This is a genomic window from Streptococcus sp. HMSC067A03, assembly GCF_001814295.1.
Classification (GTDB): domain Bacteria; phylum Bacillota; class Bacilli; order Lactobacillales; family Streptococcaceae; genus Streptococcus; species Streptococcus constellatus.
This window is the reverse complement of record NZ_KV815662.1, coordinates 43425-62052: the sequence shown is the minus strand read 5'-3', so window position 1 is coordinate 62052 and position 18628 is coordinate 43425. Positions and strand designations below refer to the sequence as shown.

Below are 18628 nucleotides of genomic sequence, written 5' to 3'. Positions count from 1 at the left end.
GTTGCTAATATATTAAAGAAGCAAATAGGCTAGAAAGGAGCAGAAATGTTTTATTTAATCTTTGGAATTCTCATTCTATTATTTTACATTTTTGCTGCTCCGCAAAGCATTAAAGGGACTTTAAATGTAGTAGTTTTAGTGATTGCCCTAGTAGCCTTTATCATTTTATTAGGATTAGCAGTATTTCAGATTTTTCAATTACCGTCTGAATTTTTCATAGGAATTGCAATGATTGGCGTAGCTTATTTTTCTCTACGTGATATTTCAAAATTGTCACAAAAAGATAAAAAAATATCGTTTCACTCAAAACTTCGTGACAGATAAGAATAAAAAGCCATAAAGGCTTTTTTATTTTCTGAAAAAAAGGTAAAATAGAGACAGAAGAATTAAAAAGAGGCGTGTTATGAAGCACATTACAAATTTTGCAAATAAGAAAGTTTTAGTTTTAGGCTTGGCCAAGTCTGGTGAATCTGCTGCTCGTTTATTAGATAAGTTAGGAGCGATTGTTACAGTGAATGACGGGAAGCCATTTGAGGAAAATCCTGCTGCTCAGTCTCTCCTTGAAGAAGGAATCAAAGTTGTAACAGGTGGGCATCCTTTGGAACTCTTGGATGAAGAGTTTGAATTGATGGTCAAAAATCCTGGTATTCGTTATGACAATCCTATGGTAGCAAGAGCTTTGGAAAAGAAAATCCCAGTCATCACTGAAGTTGAGTTGGCTTATTTGATTTCAGATGCTCCAATTATTGGGATTACGGGCTCTAATGGAAAAACAACAACGACAACAATGATTGCGGAAGTCTTGACTGCAGGTGGTCAAAATGGTTTGCTTTCTGGGAATATTGGTTTTCCAGCCAGTCAAGTTGCAACAACTGCAACAAAAAATGATACTTTGGTCATGGAGTTGTCTTCTTTCCAACTCATGGGCATTGAAACCTTTCATCCAAAAATTGCAGTGATTACCAATCTGATGCCAACTCATATTGATTATCATGGCTCTTTTGAGGAATATGTAGCGGCTAAGTGGAACATTCAAAACAATATGACTAAAACAGATTTTCTTGTATTGAATTTCAACCAAACATTAGCGAAAGAGTTGGCTGCAAAGACGCAAGTAACCGTTGTGCCCTTTTCAACAAAAGAAAAAGTAGATGGTGCCTACTTAGAGGGAAATGTTTTGATGTTTCGTGGGGAGGCAATTATGGCAGCTGATGAGCTTGGTGTGCCAGGGAGTCATAATGTTGAAAATGCCCTCGCAACTATTGCAGTTGCAAAACTACGTGGCATTGAAAATCAAGTCATCAAAGAAACATTGGCAGGTTTTGGTGGCGTTAAACACCGCCTTCAATATGTTGGTGAAATGAACCATGTAAAATTTTATAATGACAGCAAGTCCACAAATATTCTAGCAACACAAAAAGCCTTATCTGGTTTTGAGAATAGCAAGGTTATCTTGATTGCTGGTGGACTGGATCGTGGCAACGAATTTGACGAATTGATCCCAGATATTCAAGGATTGAAGAAAATGATTATTCTTGGAGAATCCGCAGCACGTGTCAAGAGAGCAGCGGCTAAAGCAGATGTTAGCTATATTGATGCTACTGATGTGAAAGATGCAACTAGAAAAGCTTTTGCTGAAGCTCAAGCAGGCGACATTATTCTGCTCAGTCCTGCAAATGCTAGCTGGGACATGTATCCAAATTTTGAAGTTCGGGGCGATGAATTTATTACAACATTTGAAGAATTAAAGGGTTAAGATGAAAAAGATTATATTTACAGGCGGAGGAACAGTTGGTCATGTGACGCTAAACCTTTTGCTCATTCCAAAATTCCTAGACGCAGGCTGGCAAGTTCACTATATTGGTGACAAACATGGGATTGAATACAAAGAAATCCAGAAGTTGGGATTGAATATAACTTTTCATTCCATAGCGACAGGGAAACTACGCCGTTATTTTTCTTGGCAAAATATGCTGGATATTTTCAAAGTAACGTGGGGGATTTTACAATCTTTAGGGATTATGGTAAAAGTTCGTCCACAAGTTCTCTTTTCCAAAGGGGGGTTTGTATCGGTTCCTCCTGTCATTGCAGCGCGTTTATCTAGAGTACCAGTTTATGTGCATGAGTCAGACCTCTCGATTGGTTTGGCCAATAAAATTGCTTACAAATGTGCTACGAAAATGTATTCGACTTTTGAACAAGCTCATGCTTTGACAAAAATTGAACATGTAGGAGCTGTAACAAAAGTAGGAGAAAAAATAACTGCACCAAATGAGCAGGTTCAAAGGATTCAGCAACATTTTGATAAAAATCTTCCGACCCTTCTGTTTGTTGGTGGATCGGCTGGTGCTAAGGTCTTTAATGATTTGGTAACGGAAAATAAAATAGAATTAACTCAGCACTACAATGTTATCAATTTATCAGGAGATGCTCATTTAGATGAACTATCCAATCATCTCTATCGGATTGCCTATGTGACAGATCTCTATCAACCGTTGATGAACTTAGCAGATGTCGTTATAACACGTGGCGGATCTAATACTATTTTTGAGTTATTGGCTATGGCAAAACTCCATGTGATTGTTCCTTTGGGACTAGAAGCAAGTCGTGGTGATCAGATTGAAAATGCAGATTATTTTGAAAAAAAAGGCTATGCTAAGAAGTTGGACGAGGGTCAACTAAACTTTGAAAATCTACAAAAAGTGATTACCGAAATGCTTGAGCGGAAAGAAATGTATGAACGAACCATGAAACAGTCTCAAGAAATAAAATCGTTAGATGAATTTTATAACCTTTTAAAAAATGACATAGATAAAGGAAGAAAATGACAAAAAAGAAGCAAGAGGATCAGAAAGAGCAAGAAATAGAAAAACTTTCTGAGTGGCAAAAAAGAAACAAGGAATACCTTGAAAAAAAGGCTCAAGAAGAAGCTGAAAAAGAGAAAGAACTAGCAGAGCAAAAAAAGCAGCATTTGCCAAATCCTGAGAAATTAGATGCAGGCGAGGAAGATGAAAAGCCAGAAGTAACATCTGATACTCAAAAAGCAGAATCAGAAGACTTGGAAGAATCCACTAGTACAGAGTTCTCTGAGGAAGAACAAGATAAGCCTCTTGATAAAACAGACTTGAGAAAAAAGAAGAAAGCAGAGCGCAAACAAGCCAAACAAAATGAAAAAGAGACTAGAGAAAAAATTGCTCCTCGTCATGTTTACCGTGCTCTTCCAGTCTTGATTCTCAGTTCTGTTTTGTTGATTTTAGCTGTTTATTTTATTAGTCCTTATTCAAAATTAAAGAATATAGAGGTGACGGGGAATAAACAACTGTCCAAAACAGAGGTTCTGGAGGCTTCTAGTATTCAAAAAGAGGACTACACCTTGACAACCTATTTGAGCCAAAAAGCCCATGCTAAGAATATCAAACAGTCAAATTTATGGGCTGAAAAGGCAGAAATAACGTACCGGTTCCCCATTACATTCAAAATTAAAGTGACAGAATATAAAGTTGTCGCTTATGATTATTCTGGAGAGCAATATTTTCCAGTATTATCTAGCGGAGAAGAAATTGCTAACCCAGTTACTAAATCACAATTACCTAAAAGTTATATTAGACTTGATTTTTCAGATAAAGCTATGCTTAAGAAATTTGTGCGACAATTAGCAGGTATTTCCGATACGATCAAATCGGAAATTCAAACAGTTCAGCATACACCAAGTAAAGCGACCGAGGATTTGTTGACTCTCATGATGACAGATGGAAATAAAATTATAGTTCCTCTGTCAGAAGTGGCCAAAAAGCTACCTTATTATGAAAAAATTAAACCACAATTAACCGAAGCAAGTATTGTGGATATGGAAGCAGGGATATTTAGTTATCGAATTAGCTAAAATAATGCAGAAAATCTAACCACTTTTTAAATTTTTATGTTATAATATGCTTTGAATAACTATACTTTTTTGATAGTTAAATTGATAAGTGAGAAACTTGGTAAACAGAGAGGAATGGTCTAATGGCTAGAGATGGCTTTTTTACAGGATTAGATATCGGAACAAGCTCCATTAAGGTCTTGGTAGCAGAACACGTAAACAATGAATTAAATGTAATTGGGGTTAGTAACGCCAAAAGTGCTGGTGTCAAAGATGGTATCATTGTAGATATCGAAGCAGCAGCAAGTGCTATAAAGTCTGCAATTTCACAAGCAGAGGAAAAAGCAGGGATTTCAATTAAGTTGGTGAATGTTGGTTTGCCTGCTAACTTGTTGCAGATTGAAGCAACACAAGGTATGATTCCTGTGACAAGTGAAACGAAAGAAATTACAGATGCAGATGTTGAAAATGTTGTACGATCTGCTTTGACAAAAAGTATGACTCCAGACCGGGAAGTTATTACCTTTATTCCAGAGGAATTCATCGTAGATGGTTTCCAAGGAATTCGTGATCCTCGCGGAATGATGGGAATTCGTTTAGAAATGCGTGGTCTTCTATATACAGGTCCACGTACTATTCTTCATAATTTGAGAAAAACGGTTGAGCGTGCAGGAGTTCAAGTTGAAAACATTATCATTTCTCCGCTCGCTATGACAAAATCCGTTCTGAATGAAGGAGAGCGTGAGTTTGGTGCAACTGTCATTGATATGGGGGGCGGCCAAACAACTGCAGCTTCTGTTCGCAATCAAGAATTACAATTTACCAATATCTATCAAGAAGGTGGCGAATATGTTACAAAAGACATCTCTAAGGTTTTAAAAACATCTAAGAAGTTGGCAGAGAGCTTGAAGTTTAACTATGGAGAAGCATACGTACCTGCCGCTAGCAATGAGTCTTTCCAAGTGGAAGTAATTGGTGAAGTGGAACCAGTTGAAGTGACAGAGCGTTATTTAGCAGAAATTATTTCAGCGCGTGTTAAACATATCTTTGAACAAATCAAGCAAGATTTAGAGAGAAGACATTTATTAGAGCTTCCAGGTGGTATTGTTATTATTGGAGGCGGTGCGATTTTGCCGGGCGTGGTTGAATTGGCACAAGAAGTTTTCGGTGTTCCCGTTAAATTATATGTTCCAAATCAAATCGGTATTCGTAATCCAGCGTTTGCCCATGTTATTAGTTTATCAGAGTATGCAGGAAACTTATCTGAAGTGGATGTTCTAGCACAAGCTGCTGTTCATGGTGATGAACTTTTACGGCATCAGCCAGTTGAATTCTCTCGTTCAACACAGCAAAGTCAGTCGTTCAATCCGTTGCAACGCTTTACTCAACCACAACAGCCAACTGCGGCTTTGGTTGATGAAGCAGTAGAAGAAGTTGAACGTCCAGAACCACTTCCAACACAATCTCAACAGCCAAAAGAAAAATTGACAGATCGTGTTCGAAATCTGCTTGGTAATATGTTTGATTAAAGGAGAAGGTAATACATTATGACATTTTCATTTGATACAGCTGCGACACAAGGAGCAGTAATTAAAGTTATTGGTATCGGTGGTGGTGGTGGCAATGCCATTAACCGCATGATTGATGAAGGAGTATCAGGCGTTGAATTTATCGCTGCCAATACAGATGTTCAAGCTCTTAGTGGTTCAAAAGCAGAAACAGTCATTCAGCTTGGTCCAAAGTTGACGCGTGGTCTTGGGGCTGGAGGACAGCCTGAAATCGGTCGTAAAGCGGCTGAAGAAAGCGAAGAAACATTGACAGAAGCTCTTACAGGAGCTGATATGGTTTTTATTACAGCTGGTATGGGCGGTGGCTCTGGTACAGGTGCTGCACCGGTTATTGCTCGTATTGCAAAAGGACTGGGAGCTTTAACAGTTGCAGTTGTCACTCGTCCATTTGGCTTTGAAGGAAGTAAGCGCGGGAACTTTGCAATTGAAGGCATCAATGAACTTCGTGAGCATGTAGATACGCTTCTCATCATTTCAAACAATAATTTGCTTGAAATCGTTGATAAGAAAACCCCTCTGCTTGAAGCTTTGAGCGAGGCAGACAATGTCCTTCGACAAGGTGTGCAAGGAATTACAGACTTGATTACAAGCCCAGGACTTATCAACCTTGACTTTGCTGATGTGAAAACAGTTATGGCAAATAAAGGCGATGCTCTTATGGGAATTGGTATTGGTAGTGGTGAAGAACGTGTTATTGAAGCTGCGCGTAAGGCTATCTATTCACCACTTCTTGAAACAACGATTGATGGAGCTGAAGATGTTATCATAAATGTTACAGGTGGGCTTGATATGACTTTGATTGAAGCAGAAGAAGCATCAGAAATTGTCAATCAGGCAGCTGGTCATGGTGTGAATATCTGGCTAGGAACATCTATTGATGATAGTATGAAAGATGAAATTCGTGTGACAGTTGTTGCAACAGGTGTTCGTCAAGAAAAAATTGATCGAGTAAGTGGTGTTCGCCCAGTTTCTCAACAAAATTCTTATTCAACTGCAGTTCGTGGAAATCGTAATTCTCGAGGAACTCAAGGCTACGATCGTAACTTTGACTTGACTGAAAATCTTGAAGTACCAAAGCCAAGCCATCAACGAGCAGAAAGCCCAAAAGTTTCAGCATTTGGTGACTGGGATTTGCGTCGTGAAAATATTGTTCGTTCAACAGAAACGAATACTACACCAGCTGTAGAACGTTATGAAGATACTAGTTCTGATGACGATGAATTAGAAACACCACCATTCTTTAAAAACCGCTAAAATGGATTTAGAAAAGAATACATCTCAAGTTTTGGAGAATGTAGCACAGGCTACACAACAAGTTAATCGCTCAGAAAAATCAGTAGAAGTAATAGCTGTCACCAAATATGTTGACAGCTCTACTGCTAAAGAACTGATTAAAGCAGGGATTCATCATATCGGTGAAAATCGAGTAGATAAGTTTCTAGATAAATATCAGGCTCTACAAGATGAACATGTGATTTGGCACTTAATTGGTACGCTTCAAAGGCGAAAAGTGAAAGATGTCATTAACTATGTAGACTATTTCCATGCCTTGGATTCAGTAAAATTAGCTCAAGAAATCAACAAAAGAGCAGAGCATATCATTAAATGCTTTTTACAAGTCAATATTTCCAAAGAAGCCAGTAAACATGGTTTCACTGTAGAGGAAATTGATACTATTTTACCTGAGCTAGAAAAACTTGAAAAGATTCAGATTGTTGGTTTGATGACAATGGCACCATTTGAAGCGAATGAGGCTGAATTAAATGCTATTTTCCAACAAGCTAATCAATTACAAAAAAGATTACAACGTAAACAGTTACCCAACATGCCTTTTACTGATTTAAGTATGGGAATGAGCCGCGATTATGCAATAGCCATTGCAAATGGTTCGACTTTTGTCAGAATTGGTACCGCATTTTTTAAATAGGAAAGTATTATGTCTCTTAAAGATAGATTTGATAAATTCATTGATTACTTTACAGAAGATGGTGAAGACGCAAGCGTTCAAACGCCAGAGTTACCACCGCGTGTGAGTAATCAATCTACACCTACCAAAGAAAGACTAGTACATACAGCGAGTAGCTCTTCACAATCTTCTACAAAGTCGGGAGCAAATGAGAACATTACTCGTCTGCATGCACGTCAGCAAGAATTGGCACAACATCGGACAATTTCAGATGACAAAGTGACAATCAATGTTCGTTATCCAAGAAAATATGAAGAAACAACTGAAATTGTTGATTTGTTAATTGTTAATGAAAGCATTTTGATTGATTTTCAATATATGACAGAAGTGCAAGCTCGTCGTTGTTTGGATTATTTGGATGGTGCTCGTTATGTGCTTGCAGGAAATATAAAAAAAGTTGCAAGTACAATGTACCTTTTAACACCAATCAATGTTGTTGTAAATGTTGAGGATTTGAAATTACCTGAGGATTTACAAAGTGGCGAATTTGATTTTGATATGAAACGTAGATAAAAACATGGTTTGGATTGTAAATATACTTTATAATTTGGTAAGAGTGTATTCATTTATTTTAGTGGTGTATGCTCTCTTATCTTGGTTTCCGGGTGCCTATCAAACATCACTTGGTCAGTTGATTTTACGGATAGTAGAGCCTGTTTTGAAACCATTTCAACGTTTCAATTTACAATTTGCTGGTCTTGATTGGACGATTCTTATCGTTATCTTTCTTTTGAATTTGATTTCTAGCATCATTTTGAATGCTCTTTTGCTTTTAGCTTAAATTCATGAGGAATATTAAACATTTATACCAACATTTTACAGAAGAAGATCGTGAATTTGTTGATAAAAGCTTAGAAAAGATGCAGCGAGTTGAGGATTCTTATTCTTTTGAAGTAACTTCGTTTGTGAATCCACACCAAGTTGAAATTTTACGAAATCTTGGAAATCATTTGCAATTGCAAATATTTTCAAGTTCGGATTATTATACGAGTGAATTGGCTAAAGTCATTATTGCTCCTCTCTACTATGAGTTGCAAGTAAGTGATTTTGAAATAGATCTGTTAGAAATCAGCTATGCGAATAAATTTCACCACTTAACCCATTCGCAAATAATGGGAACAGTGCTGAATCAATTAGGAATTGAGCGCAAAGTTTTTGGTGATATTCTTGTTGCTTCTGGTAGAGCACAAATTATGGTAGATAGAAAATTTACTCAATTTTTCATCGATCATATCTCAAGGATAGCAAAGACATCTGTAAAATTGAAACAAGTGGATTTTTCACAACTGATAGCTGTTCAAGCAGATTCAAAGCTAAGAGATGTGCTTGTTTCTAGTATGCGTTTGGATAAAGTCTTAGCTGCTTCATTTCGTTTGTCACGAAGTGTTGCGACTAAGTTGATAGCAACAAAGCAAGTTAGGGTAAATTATTCTATGTTGGATAATCCTAGTCATCATTTGTTATTAAATGACTTGATTAGTGTACGAGGATATGGAAGAGTAAAAGTTTTAAGAGAAAATGGCTTTTCAAAAAATGGAAAGTACAAATTAACTGTTGAATTATTGTCTAGTAAGTAAGGAGAAAATATGGCTATTACATCATTAGAAATTAAAGATAAAGCTTTTGCTCACAAATTTAGAGGATATGATGTTGACGAAGTAGATGAATTTCTTGACATCATTGTCCAAGATTATGAAGATTTGGTTCGTGTGAATCATGAGCAAGAGTCAAAAATTAAAAATCTGGAAGAACGTTTGACTTACTTTGACGAGATGAAGGATTCCCTTAGCCAGTCTGTATTGATTGCACAAGATACAGCAGAACGTGTGAAACAAGCGGCAAATGACCGTTCTGAAAACATTGTTCATAAAGCTGAGCAAGAAGCCCAACATTTGTTGGATGAGGCAAAATACAAGGCTAATGAAATTCTTCGTCAAGCGACAGATAATGCTAAGAAAGTGGCTGTTGAAACAGAAGAGTTGAAAAATAAAACGCGTGTCTTCCACCAACGTTTAAAATCAACAATTGAAAGTCAATTAAGCATTGTGAATTCTTCAGAATGGGAAGATATTCTTCGTCCAACAGCTACTTACTTGCAAACAAGCGATGAAGCTTTTAAAGAAGTTGTTCAATCAGCTCTAGGGGAAGTTGTTGAGACAGCAGAAGAAGATGAAATTGATCTGACACGTCAATTTTCTCCGGAAGAAATAGAAGAACTACAGCAACGCATTGAAGAAGCAAATCGTGAATTAGCAGAAACACAAGCATTTGAAACTTTAGACGAGTCTGTTTTGGGTTTGCATTTAACAAATGATGAGAACTCAACAGAAAACTCAGAAGCTACTTCAACAGAATCAGTAGATATTTTATAAGAAAATGTAAAAACAAGATGCTAACAAAATATTCGCAGCGAGCAGGTGACGGTGAGAGACCTGTAATCCCTTTTGTTAGGATTATCATTTTACAAACTTAGATCTGAAAAACAGTAAGATTTAGCGCCTAACTCACGTTACGAGTAAGAGGGATAGGAATATTATTCTTGTCTAAATGAAGGTGGTACCACGAATTTTCGTCCTTTGGATGAATTTGTGGTTTTTTTATTTTAATATGTTACTAATATGAAAAAGGAGAACTTATGAAATTAAAGGAAACTCTTAATCTTGGAAAAACAGCTTTTCCAATGCGTGCTGGTTTGCCGAATAAAGAACCTCTTTGGCAAAAAGAATGGGAAGATGCAAAATTGTATCAACGCCGTCAAGAATTGAATGAAGGAAAACCGCATTTCACACTTCATGATGGACCTCCATATGCCAATGGAAATATCCATGTTGGTCATGCTATGAATAAGATCTCAAAAGATATTATTGTGCGTTCAAAATCAATGTCTGGCTATTATGCACCTTACATTCCAGGGTGGGATACGCATGGCCTTCCAATTGAGCAAGTCCTAGCAAAACAAGGTGTGAAACGAAAAGAAATGGATTTGGCAGAATATTTAAAGCTTTGTCGTGATTATGCACTGAGTCAAGTGGATAAACAACGTGAAGATTTCAAACGCCTAGGTGTCTCAGGTGACTGGGAACATCCATATGTGACTTTGACTCCAGACTATGAAGCTGCTCAAATTCGTGTTTTTGGAGAAATGGCGAAAAAAGGCTATATCTATCGTGGTGCGAAACCAGTTTACTGGTCTTGGTCATCTGAATCAGCCCTTGCTGAAGCAGAGATTGAATACCATGACTTGGTTTCAACTTCACTTTACTACGCCAACAAAGTCAAAGATGGAAAAGGCGTTCTAGATACAGATACTTACATTGTCGTATGGACAACAACTCCATTCACCGTCACAGCTTCTCGTGGGTTGACAGTGGGTGCAGATATTGATTATGTTTTGGTACAGCCAGCAGGTGAAACTCGCAAGTTTATTGTAGCGTCTGAATTGTTAAATAACTTATCTGAGAAATTTGGCTGGATTGATGTTCAAGTGTTGGCTACTTACCGTGGTCAAGAGTTGAACCACATCGTGACGGAACATCCGTGGGATATTGAAATAGAAGAACTTGTCATCCTTGGTGACCATGTTACAACAGATTCTGGTACTGGTATTGTCCATACAGCACCAGGCTTTGGTGAGGACGACTATAATGTCGGTGTTGCCAACGGCTTGGAAGTGTTTGTCACTGTTAACGAACGCGGTATCATGATGGAAAATGCTGGTCCTGACTTTGAAGGCCAATTCTATGACAAGGTTGCACCAACTGTTATTGAGAAACTTGGTGACTTGCTCCTTGCTCAAGAAGAAATCTCTCACTCTTACCCATTTGACTGGCGTACGAAAAAACCAATCATCTGGCGTGCCGTACCACAGTGGTTTGCATCTGTATCAAAATTCCGTCAAGAAATCTTGGATGAGATTGAAAAGGTTAAATTCCACTCAGAATGGGGAAAAGTGCGTCTCTACAATATGATTCGTGACCGTGGCGACTGGGTTATCTCTCGTCAACGTGCTTGGGGAGTGCCACTTCCAATCTTCTATGCAGAGGATGGGACACCGATTATGACAGAAGAAACGATTGAGCATGTGGCAGAACTTTTCGCTGTTCATGGTTCGATTGTTTGGTGGCAACGGGAAGCGAAAGACTTACTTCCAGAAGGATTTACTCATCCAGGATCACCGAATGGTATATTCACTAAAGAAACAGATATTATGGATGTGTGGTTTGATTCAGGTTCTTCCTGGAATGGCGTAGTTGTGAATCGCCCAGAATTGACTTATCCTGCTGACCTGTATCTTGAAGGTTCAGACCAGTATCGTGGTTGGTTCAACTCATCACTTATCACATCGGTTGCCAATCATGGTGTATCCCCTTACAAACAAATTCTTTCACAAGGATTTGCTTTGGACGGTAAAGGCGAGAAAATGTCGAAGTCTCTCGGCAACACGATTGCTCCAAGTGATGTTGAAAAACAATTTGGTGCGGAAATCTTGCGGCTCTGGGTAACGAGTGTAGACTCCAGTAACGACGTTCGTATCTCTATGGATATTTTGAGCCAAGTTTCTGAAACTTACCGTAAGATTCGGAATACCCTCCGTTTCTTGATTGCCAATACATCTGATTTCAATCCGAAAGAAGATACTGTTGCTTACGATGATCTTCGCTCCGTTGATAAATATATGACTGTTCGTTTTAATCAACTTATTAAGACCATTCGTAAAGCTTATGCGGACTTTGAATTTTTAGATATTTATAAAGCAATTGTAAACTTTGTGACAGTTGATTTATCAGCTTTCTATCTTGATTTTGCAAAAGATGTTGTTTACATTGAAGCTGCTAAATCATTAGAACGTCGTCAAATGCAAACCGTCTTTTATGATATTCTAGTAAACGTTACAAAATTGTTGACTCCTATTATTCCACATACAGCAGAGGAAATCTGGTCTTACTTAGAGCATGAACCTGAAGAGTTTGTTCAGTTAGCGGAATTGCCAGATGCGCAGACTTTCCCTAATGAGGAAGAACTGTTGGATACTTGGACAGCCTTTATGAACTTCCGCAGTCAAGCTCAAAAAGCTTTGGAAGAAGCACGTAATGAAAAGGTTATTGGAAAATCCTTGGAAGCTCACTTAACGGTTTATCCAAATGAAGTAGTGAGAACACTACTTGAAGCAGTTAATAGCGATGTTGCACAACTTCTCATTGTGTCTAAATTAACAATCGCAGATGAACTAGTTCCTGAAAATGCGGTTGCTTTCGAGGATGTAGCTTTTACAGTAGAGCATGCAGTAGGTCAAGTTTGTGAACGTTGCCGTCGAGTAGATGAAACAGTCACAGAACGTAGCTATCATGCAATTGTTTGTGATCACTGTGCAGAAATTGTTGAAGAACATTTTGCGCAAGTGCTTGCAGAAGGTTTTGAAACGAAATAAAGAGATAGAACACACACTTAGTCTCTGGTCAACATAAAGGAATGAACAATAACAGAAAAGATTAAGCTCAACGTTTTTACTAACTTGGGCTTAGTTTTTTGTATAACGAGAATATTTGAAAGGGAGAAACTATTTACTTTGGTTGTGTTCTAACGGCGACATTTGCTCGCAGTCAAGGACTTGGGTGCAAGTTGATCCGGAGACTTGTGCTGAAAAATGGCTTGAAAGAGAGATTCGGATAGAGGAGCAAGAGTAGGTTGTTGGTTTGTATGAAAAATTTGCATTTAAATCTATTAGCGAACCCTTTATTCTAGAATCACGAGTCTATGTTATCATGATTTATAAGCAAGCGAGAAAAATGAACTAGCTTTTGGAATTGTGAGATAGAAGTACATCTTCTTAAAAAATAATTTGATTCATTTTTAAAAAAGCACTCATTTTTCCTGGAAAATATGATAGAATAGCTGTTAGGAGGAACTGTATGTTTCATAAAAGTAAGTTATTTTTTTGGACCACCGAAGTCTTACTACTGACAATTATCTTTTTTATCTGGCGACAAATGGAAGGTCTGATTTCCCCCTTTGTGAGTGTTTTAAATACGGTTTTAATTCCTTTTCTTATCGCAGGCTTTTTATATTATGTAACCAATCCATTGGTGAAATTTTTGGAGAAAGAACTGAAAGTTAAGCGGATTTTTGGTGTTTTAATTACCTTGGTGCTTTTGTTTGGGCTTATTACCTTGGGTATCATTTATCTCTTGCCTATTTTAATTACGCAGTTGACCAGTTTGATCAATTCTACTCAGGATGTTTATGAAGGGTTACAAAAGTGGATTAATCAACTTTCTCAGAATGAATTATTTAAAAACTTTAATATTCAATCAATCTTGCGGCAGTTAAATTTATCTTATGTGGATATTTTACAAAATATCCTAAATGGTGTAACTAATAGCTTGGGAAGTGTTGTGTCAGCTGTTTTAAACACGCTTTTAATCTTGATTATGACACCGATTTTCTTGGTTTATTTCTTAATTGATGGAGACAAATTGCTTCCGATGTTGGAAAGAACTGTTCTGAAGCGAGATAAGCTGAATATCAGTAAGCTGTTGATCAATCTAAATGCAACGATTGCACGATATATTAGTGGGATTTCGATTGATGCTTTTATTATAGGAACGTTGGCTTTCATTGGTTATAGCGTCATTGGTTTGAAGTATGCTTTGGTATTTGCTATTTTTTCTGCTATTGCAAATTTAATTCCCTATATTGGGCCAAGTATTGGTTTAATTCCAATGATTATTACCTATTTGATTATGGACCCTCAAAAAATGGTCATTGCTGTTCTTTATATGCTCATTGTGCAACAAATTGATGGTAATATTCTCTACCCACGAATTGTAGGTGGTGTGATGAAGGTGCATCCGATTACCATTATGGTTCTCTTACTTTTGTCGAGTAATATCTATGGGATTGTTGGGATGATTGTAGCGATTCCAACTTATTCCATTCTGAAAGAAATTGCGAAGTTCCTAGCAAATTTATATGATAATCACCGATCAACACAGGAACAAAAGAAAAACGAAGAGTATGGGATTATCAACAAGTAAGAAGGGAAACAAAATCGGTATTGCGAAAGCAATTGATTTTGTCAGCCCACTCTCAACTACTGCGCTTCGTTATAAAAACAATATCTTGTAAGAGTTTGGGAAATTTGTATCCCAGACTTTTTGTTTTAAAGTTATCTGAATTACGTTCCGAGCTGGAAAAGACTTCTTTTTTATAATGCGTTTTATTAAAACTAAAAATGTATTTTTATGCTAAAATAGAACTAATAAGATAGAGGAGGTGCACTTATGGTAACACGTCGTAAATATTCTCCGCAGGAAATAAGAAAAGATTCTTCTTATTTCTCTCCTTTGAAGGCAATAATTGAAACAGCTTTTTATGAAAATCAGGTTGTTGCAATAAAAACAGTGGAAGAAGCCTATCAATTAGCTTCTACAGCTGCTGGAACAGTTGTCCTAGATATGCCTGTGATTCATACAAAGGAACTAGGCTTGCCTTCTTATGCACGCGTTTTATTAACAAATTCTGGAGCTGTAGTGGGTCGAACGGCTGAGGCTCGACGGATTTTTGGTAGAGACAGTGAGGAAGATGAAAGGCTGCTTTCAATTGTACGTAGTGCAATCTACCAGGCTCATCATCGGAGATTTTATAAGGCAGATGCAGTTGTGGGGCTTGATGAGGCTTTTATGGCTTGTGCTCATCTCATGGTTCCCGAGGATGAAATCAATAATTTGTATTCATGGCTTTTAAATTTCCAAATTTTAGATGAAGAATTTAAAAATCGTTTGAGAGTTTCTAAAAAGTACGATGAAAATGACATATTTGTTTTTTTCGATCCCAAATGGAAGCATCCAGATTATCCTGAAGGATTGGTATATTTTGATACTCAGCACAATTGTGTCATTATTTTGGGTTTAAATTACTTTGGTGAGTTGAAAAAAGCGACTTTAACCTTAGCTTGGGCAACAGCTGCCAGAAATGGTTATGTGGCGTGTCATGGCGGCTTGAAAATTTTTAAACAAGAAGCGGATAAACAAGATTATGTAGCTTCTTTCTTTGGGTTATCTGGTTCAGGGAAATCCACACTGACACATGCCAAACACAATGGAAAATATGATATTAAGGTTTTGCATGATGACGCCTTTATTATTTCTATAAAAGATGGCTCGTCCATTGCTTTGGAACCATCCTACTTTGATAAAACGAATGATTATCCAATTGGACATAAGGAACAAGATTTCTTTGTGACCGTTCAGAATTGTGGTGTAACACTAGATGACAATGGATTAAAAAAATTAGTGACAGAAGATATTCGAAACGGAAATGGTCGGACAGTCAAGTCTCGTTTTGCAACGCCAAATCGGGTCGATCGAATTGATGAGTCTATCCAAGCTATTTTCTGGATTATGAAAGACGATTCTCTCCCGCCTTTAGTTAAAATCAATGATCCGCTGATGGCTTCTACGATGGGGTGTACATTGATGACCAAGCGTTCTAACGCTGAAAATGTGACTGGTAAGCATGATGATTTGGTGATTGAACCTTATGCTAATCCATTTAGAGTGTATCCGTTGGTAGAAGACTATCGGAAATTTCGCAGCCTTTTTGAATCTGGTGTCGACTGTTATATTATCAATACTGGATTTTATATGGGAAAAGGAATTTCAAAAGAGATTAGTCTGAGTATTATTGAAAAAATTGTTGATGAAGAGGCAATTTTTAAACCATTTGGCTCGTTGGAAGGTTTTGAATATATGGAATGTGAGGGCTATCCTGTTCCAAGTTTTGATTCTCGCTATAAACAATTAATCAGAGAAAGAATGCAGGTACGGTTAAATTTCTTGCTTGCTTTCAACCAAAAATACCCGAAAACGGCGCTTCCTGTTGATGCAATCTCACGCCTGGAAACCGTTTTGCAAAATTTAGAATCTTAATAAATAATTTTCTTTGTAATTTCCTTCCAAATTTTTCTTTTTAATACTCCTTGTGCAAGAAGTCAAAAAGTATGCTATAATTAAGATTACTTATATATGAGGAGAGAACATTCATGGAAGACCCTAGCAGTCAGACCTTGTTACTGCAAGCTTTATTATTACTGATTTTAACGCTATTGAACGCCTTTTTTTCAGCAGCCGAAATGGCTATGGTGTCTTTAAACCGCGCTCGTGTGGAGCAAAAGGCTGAAGAAGGCGATGCAAAATATATTCGCTTATTGAAAGTCTTGGAAAAACCTAATCACTTTTTATCCACCATTCAAGTTGGAATTACTTTGATTACAATTTTATCAGGAGCTAGTTTGGCTAATACACTCGGTCGGGAAATTGCTTCTTGGATGGGAAATTCTGAGACAGCAAGAGCGATTGCAAGCTTCTTATCTGTTGCTATTTTGACTTATGTTTCTATTGTTTTTGGGGAATTATATCCAAAGAGAATTGCTTTGAATCTCAAAGATGCTCTAGCAGTTCGTACAGCACCAGTTATCATTTTCTTAGGGAAAATTGTTGGTCCCTTTGTTTGGCTTTTATCAGCCTCCACTAATCTGCTTAGTCGGATAACGCCGATGACCTTTGACGATGCTGATGAGAAAATGACTCGTGATGAGATTGAATATATGCTAACGAATAGTGAAGAAACCCTGGATGCTGATGAGATTGAAATGTTACAAGGAATTTTTTCACTAGATGAGATGATGGCGCGTGAAGTGATGGTTCCTCGTACAGATGCTTTTATGGTGGACATCAATGATGATACCAAGGAGATTATTGAAAGCATTTTGAAGCAGAACTTTTCACGAATTCCAGTCTATGATGATGATAAAGACAATGTTATTGGACTGATTCACACCAAGCGTCTATTAAATGAGGCTTTTACCAATGGTTTTGATAATATTGTCTTGCGAAAGATTTTGCAAGAGCCACTCTTTGTGCCAGAAACCATCTTTGTAGATGACTTGTTGACAGAGTTGCGAAACACCCAAAATCAAATGGCAATATTGCTAGATGAATATGGTGGTATGTCTGGCTTAGTAACGCTTGAAGACTTATTGGAAGAGATTGTTGGCGAGATAGATGATGAAACAGATAAGGCTGAAGTAGAAGTGTATCAGGTTTCTGAGCATACTTACTTTGTCCTTGGAACCATGAGTTTGAATGATTTTAATGAGTATTTTGAAGTGGAACTGGAAAGTGATGATGTTGATACGATTGCTGGTTATTATCTGACGGGTGTTGGCTCCATACCGGATGCTAAGGAACGTTTGAGTTATGAAGTAGAAAGTCAGAATAAAAAGCTCATTTTAACCAATGATAAAGTGAAAAATGGACGTGTGACAAAACTCAAAGTAGAAGTCTCTGAAATAGTAGAAGAAAAAGAAGTTGAGAAATAATCTCAGCTTCTTTTAGTTTTTTTAAGTTGTGAAAGTGGTATTTCTGAGGGGGAGTTATCGTTTTTGTCGCTTAGCAAAGTCAATAAAACGGAATTTTTCCAGTTTATGGCGACTATCTGTGAATTGGAATTGCTGTCCATCTGTAAGATAGACTTTGGACTTAACAGAAACGACATGTTGATCATTTTCAATGTCCATCAAAATTTTATCGCGGTTCGTAGCTGGATCAATTGTGATTTCTTTTTGGGCATAAGCAATGTGCAGCCCTAATTTTCCTTCTAGATAAGCATAAATCGATTGTTCTGCTATTTCTCGAGTCATGGAAGAGACAAGGCTCTTATCAAGGTAATCAATATCTAAGACGGAAGCGACGTCATCGACTACTCTCTGGCGGACAATTCGCCATACCAGACGGTATTCAGGAAAGCCTGTGAGATTGGATAACTTTTTATCAACCGTGATTTTTTCTAACTGAATGACATTTGTTTTAGAATTTATCCCATGCTGTTGCACGAGTTCTTGGTAACTAGTCAGATTGGAGACAGGAAAGTCAATCTGTTCTTGTTTAGTAACTTTAGAGCCCTGCCCTTTCAGTTTTTGGATAAGACCAGCTTTTTGAAGTAAATCAAGTGACTTGCGAATGGTATCACGGCTGACTTTGTAGGTTTGGACGAGTTCATGCTCGCTAGGGAGATAATCATTAACTTGATATTTTTCATTTAGAATATCTTGTTCTATGAATTTAAAAATTTGTTCATATTTCTTCATAATTCCCTCACTTGTTTGTTTTTTATCATACAACTATATTAATTTTATCAAAAACATGAGGAATATGCTGCACACAACTTGCATAC

General features: G+C 37.3%; 15 protein-coding genes and 2 pseudogenes. 16 read left to right on the top strand and 1 reads right to left on the bottom strand.

Going from position 1 to position 18628, the window contains the following annotated elements; all coding sequences use genetic code 11:
• Nucleotides 1-45: 45 nt before the first annotated feature.
• The 16 genes and pseudogenes from HMPREF2963_RS06515 (at nt 46) to HMPREF2963_RS06445 (ending at nt 17774) form a co-directional block, all read left to right on the top strand.
• Entirely contained in the window at nt 46-324 is a 279-nt protein-coding gene (locus HMPREF2963_RS06515; RefSeq protein WP_003070154.1) for a DUF3165 family protein, read from the top strand.
• 79 nt (nt 325-403) lie between these two features.
• Nucleotides 404-1756 (top strand): UDP-N-acetylmuramoyl-L-alanine--D-glutamate ligase, encoded by a 1353-nt coding sequence (murD, locus tag HMPREF2963_RS06510; protein ID WP_070669251.1) that lies wholly within the window; start codon nt 404-406, stop codon nt 1754-1756.
• Nucleotide 1757: 1 nt separating this feature from the next.
• On the top strand, nt 1758-2828 hold the full coding sequence (locus HMPREF2963_RS06505) for a UDP-N-acetylglucosamine--N-acetylmuramyl-(pentapeptide) pyrophosphoryl-undecaprenol N-acetylglucosamine transferase (RefSeq protein WP_070669250.1): 1071 nt from the start codon (nt 1758-1760) through the stop codon (nt 2826-2828).
• A complete protein-coding gene (locus HMPREF2963_RS06500; RefSeq protein ID WP_003070149.1) occupies nt 2825-3883 on the top strand; it encodes a cell division protein FtsQ/DivIB in 1059 nt (352 codons plus the stop codon). Before HMPREF2963_RS06505 ends, HMPREF2963_RS06500 begins: the two co-directional genes overlap by 4 nt.
• Nucleotides 3884-4005: 122 nt before the next feature.
• Nucleotides 4006-5391, top strand: a complete 1386-nt coding sequence (gene ftsA / locus HMPREF2963_RS06495; RefSeq protein ID WP_003032354.1) for a cell division protein FtsA — start codon at nt 4006-4008, stop codon at nt 5389-5391.
• Nucleotides 5392-5409: 18 nt separating this feature from the next.
• On the top strand, nt 5410-6684 hold the full coding sequence (gene ftsZ / locus HMPREF2963_RS06490; RefSeq protein ID WP_003070147.1) for a cell division protein FtsZ: 1275 nt from the start codon (nt 5410-5412) through the stop codon (nt 6682-6684).
• A 1-nt stretch (nt 6685) separates the two neighbouring features.
• A complete protein-coding gene (locus HMPREF2963_RS06485) occupies nt 6686-7357 on the top strand; it encodes a YggS family pyridoxal phosphate-dependent enzyme (RefSeq protein WP_003070145.1) in 672 nt (223 codons plus the stop codon).
• A gap of 9 nt (nt 7358-7366) precedes the next feature.
• Nucleotides 7367-7457 (top strand): annotated as a pseudogene (locus tag HMPREF2963_RS09725) (cell division protein SepF); the annotation flags it as partial.
• An 86-nt stretch (nt 7458-7543) separates the two neighbouring features.
• A pseudogene (locus HMPREF2963_RS06480) lies at nt 7544-7909 on the top strand (cell division protein SepF); the annotation flags it as partial.
• A gap of 4 nt (nt 7910-7913) precedes the next feature.
• A complete protein-coding gene (locus tag HMPREF2963_RS06475; RefSeq protein ID WP_003070143.1) occupies nt 7914-8177 on the top strand; it encodes a YggT family protein in 264 nt (87 codons plus the stop codon).
• A gap of 4 nt (nt 8178-8181) precedes the next feature.
• Nucleotides 8182-8973, top strand: coding sequence for a YlmH family RNA-binding protein (locus HMPREF2963_RS06470; protein ID WP_003070141.1), 792 nt, complete (start codon nt 8182-8184; stop codon nt 8971-8973).
• 9 nt (nt 8974-8982) lie between these two features.
• The gene (locus HMPREF2963_RS06465) at nt 8983-9768 is read left to right on the top strand and encodes a DivIVA domain-containing protein (RefSeq protein WP_070669249.1); all 786 of its coding nucleotides are present in this window, start codon (nt 8983-8985) and stop codon (nt 9766-9768) included.
• A gap of 263 nt (nt 9769-10031) precedes the next feature.
• A complete protein-coding gene (gene ileS / locus HMPREF2963_RS06460; protein ID WP_070669248.1) occupies nt 10032-12824 on the top strand; it encodes an isoleucine--tRNA ligase in 2793 nt (930 codons plus the stop codon).
• A gap of 481 nt (nt 12825-13305) precedes the next feature.
• Nucleotides 13306-14430 carry an AI-2E family transporter gene (locus HMPREF2963_RS06455; protein WP_070669247.1) on the top strand — a complete coding sequence of 375 codons (1125 nt, stop codon included), beginning with the start codon at nt 13306-13308 and terminating at the stop codon, nt 14428-14430.
• Between the two features lie 246 nt (nt 14431-14676).
• Nucleotides 14677-16323: a phosphoenolpyruvate carboxykinase (ATP) gene (locus tag HMPREF2963_RS06450; protein ID WP_070669246.1), complete on the top strand. Its 1647-nt coding sequence runs from the start codon at nt 14677-14679 to the stop codon at nt 16321-16323.
• A gap of 113 nt (nt 16324-16436) precedes the next feature.
• The gene (locus HMPREF2963_RS06445; protein ID WP_070669245.1) at nt 16437-17774 is read left to right on the top strand and encodes a hemolysin family protein; all 1338 of its coding nucleotides are present in this window, start codon (nt 16437-16439) and stop codon (nt 17772-17774) included.
• A 54-nt stretch (nt 17775-17828) separates the two neighbouring features.
• On the opposite strand, the gene treR is transcribed toward HMPREF2963_RS06445, so the two are convergent.
• Nucleotides 17829-18542 (bottom strand): trehalose operon repressor, encoded by a 714-nt coding sequence (treR, locus tag HMPREF2963_RS06440; RefSeq protein ID WP_070669244.1) that lies wholly within the window; start codon nt 18540-18542, stop codon nt 17829-17831.
• Between the last annotated feature and the right edge of the window lie 86 nt (nt 18543-18628).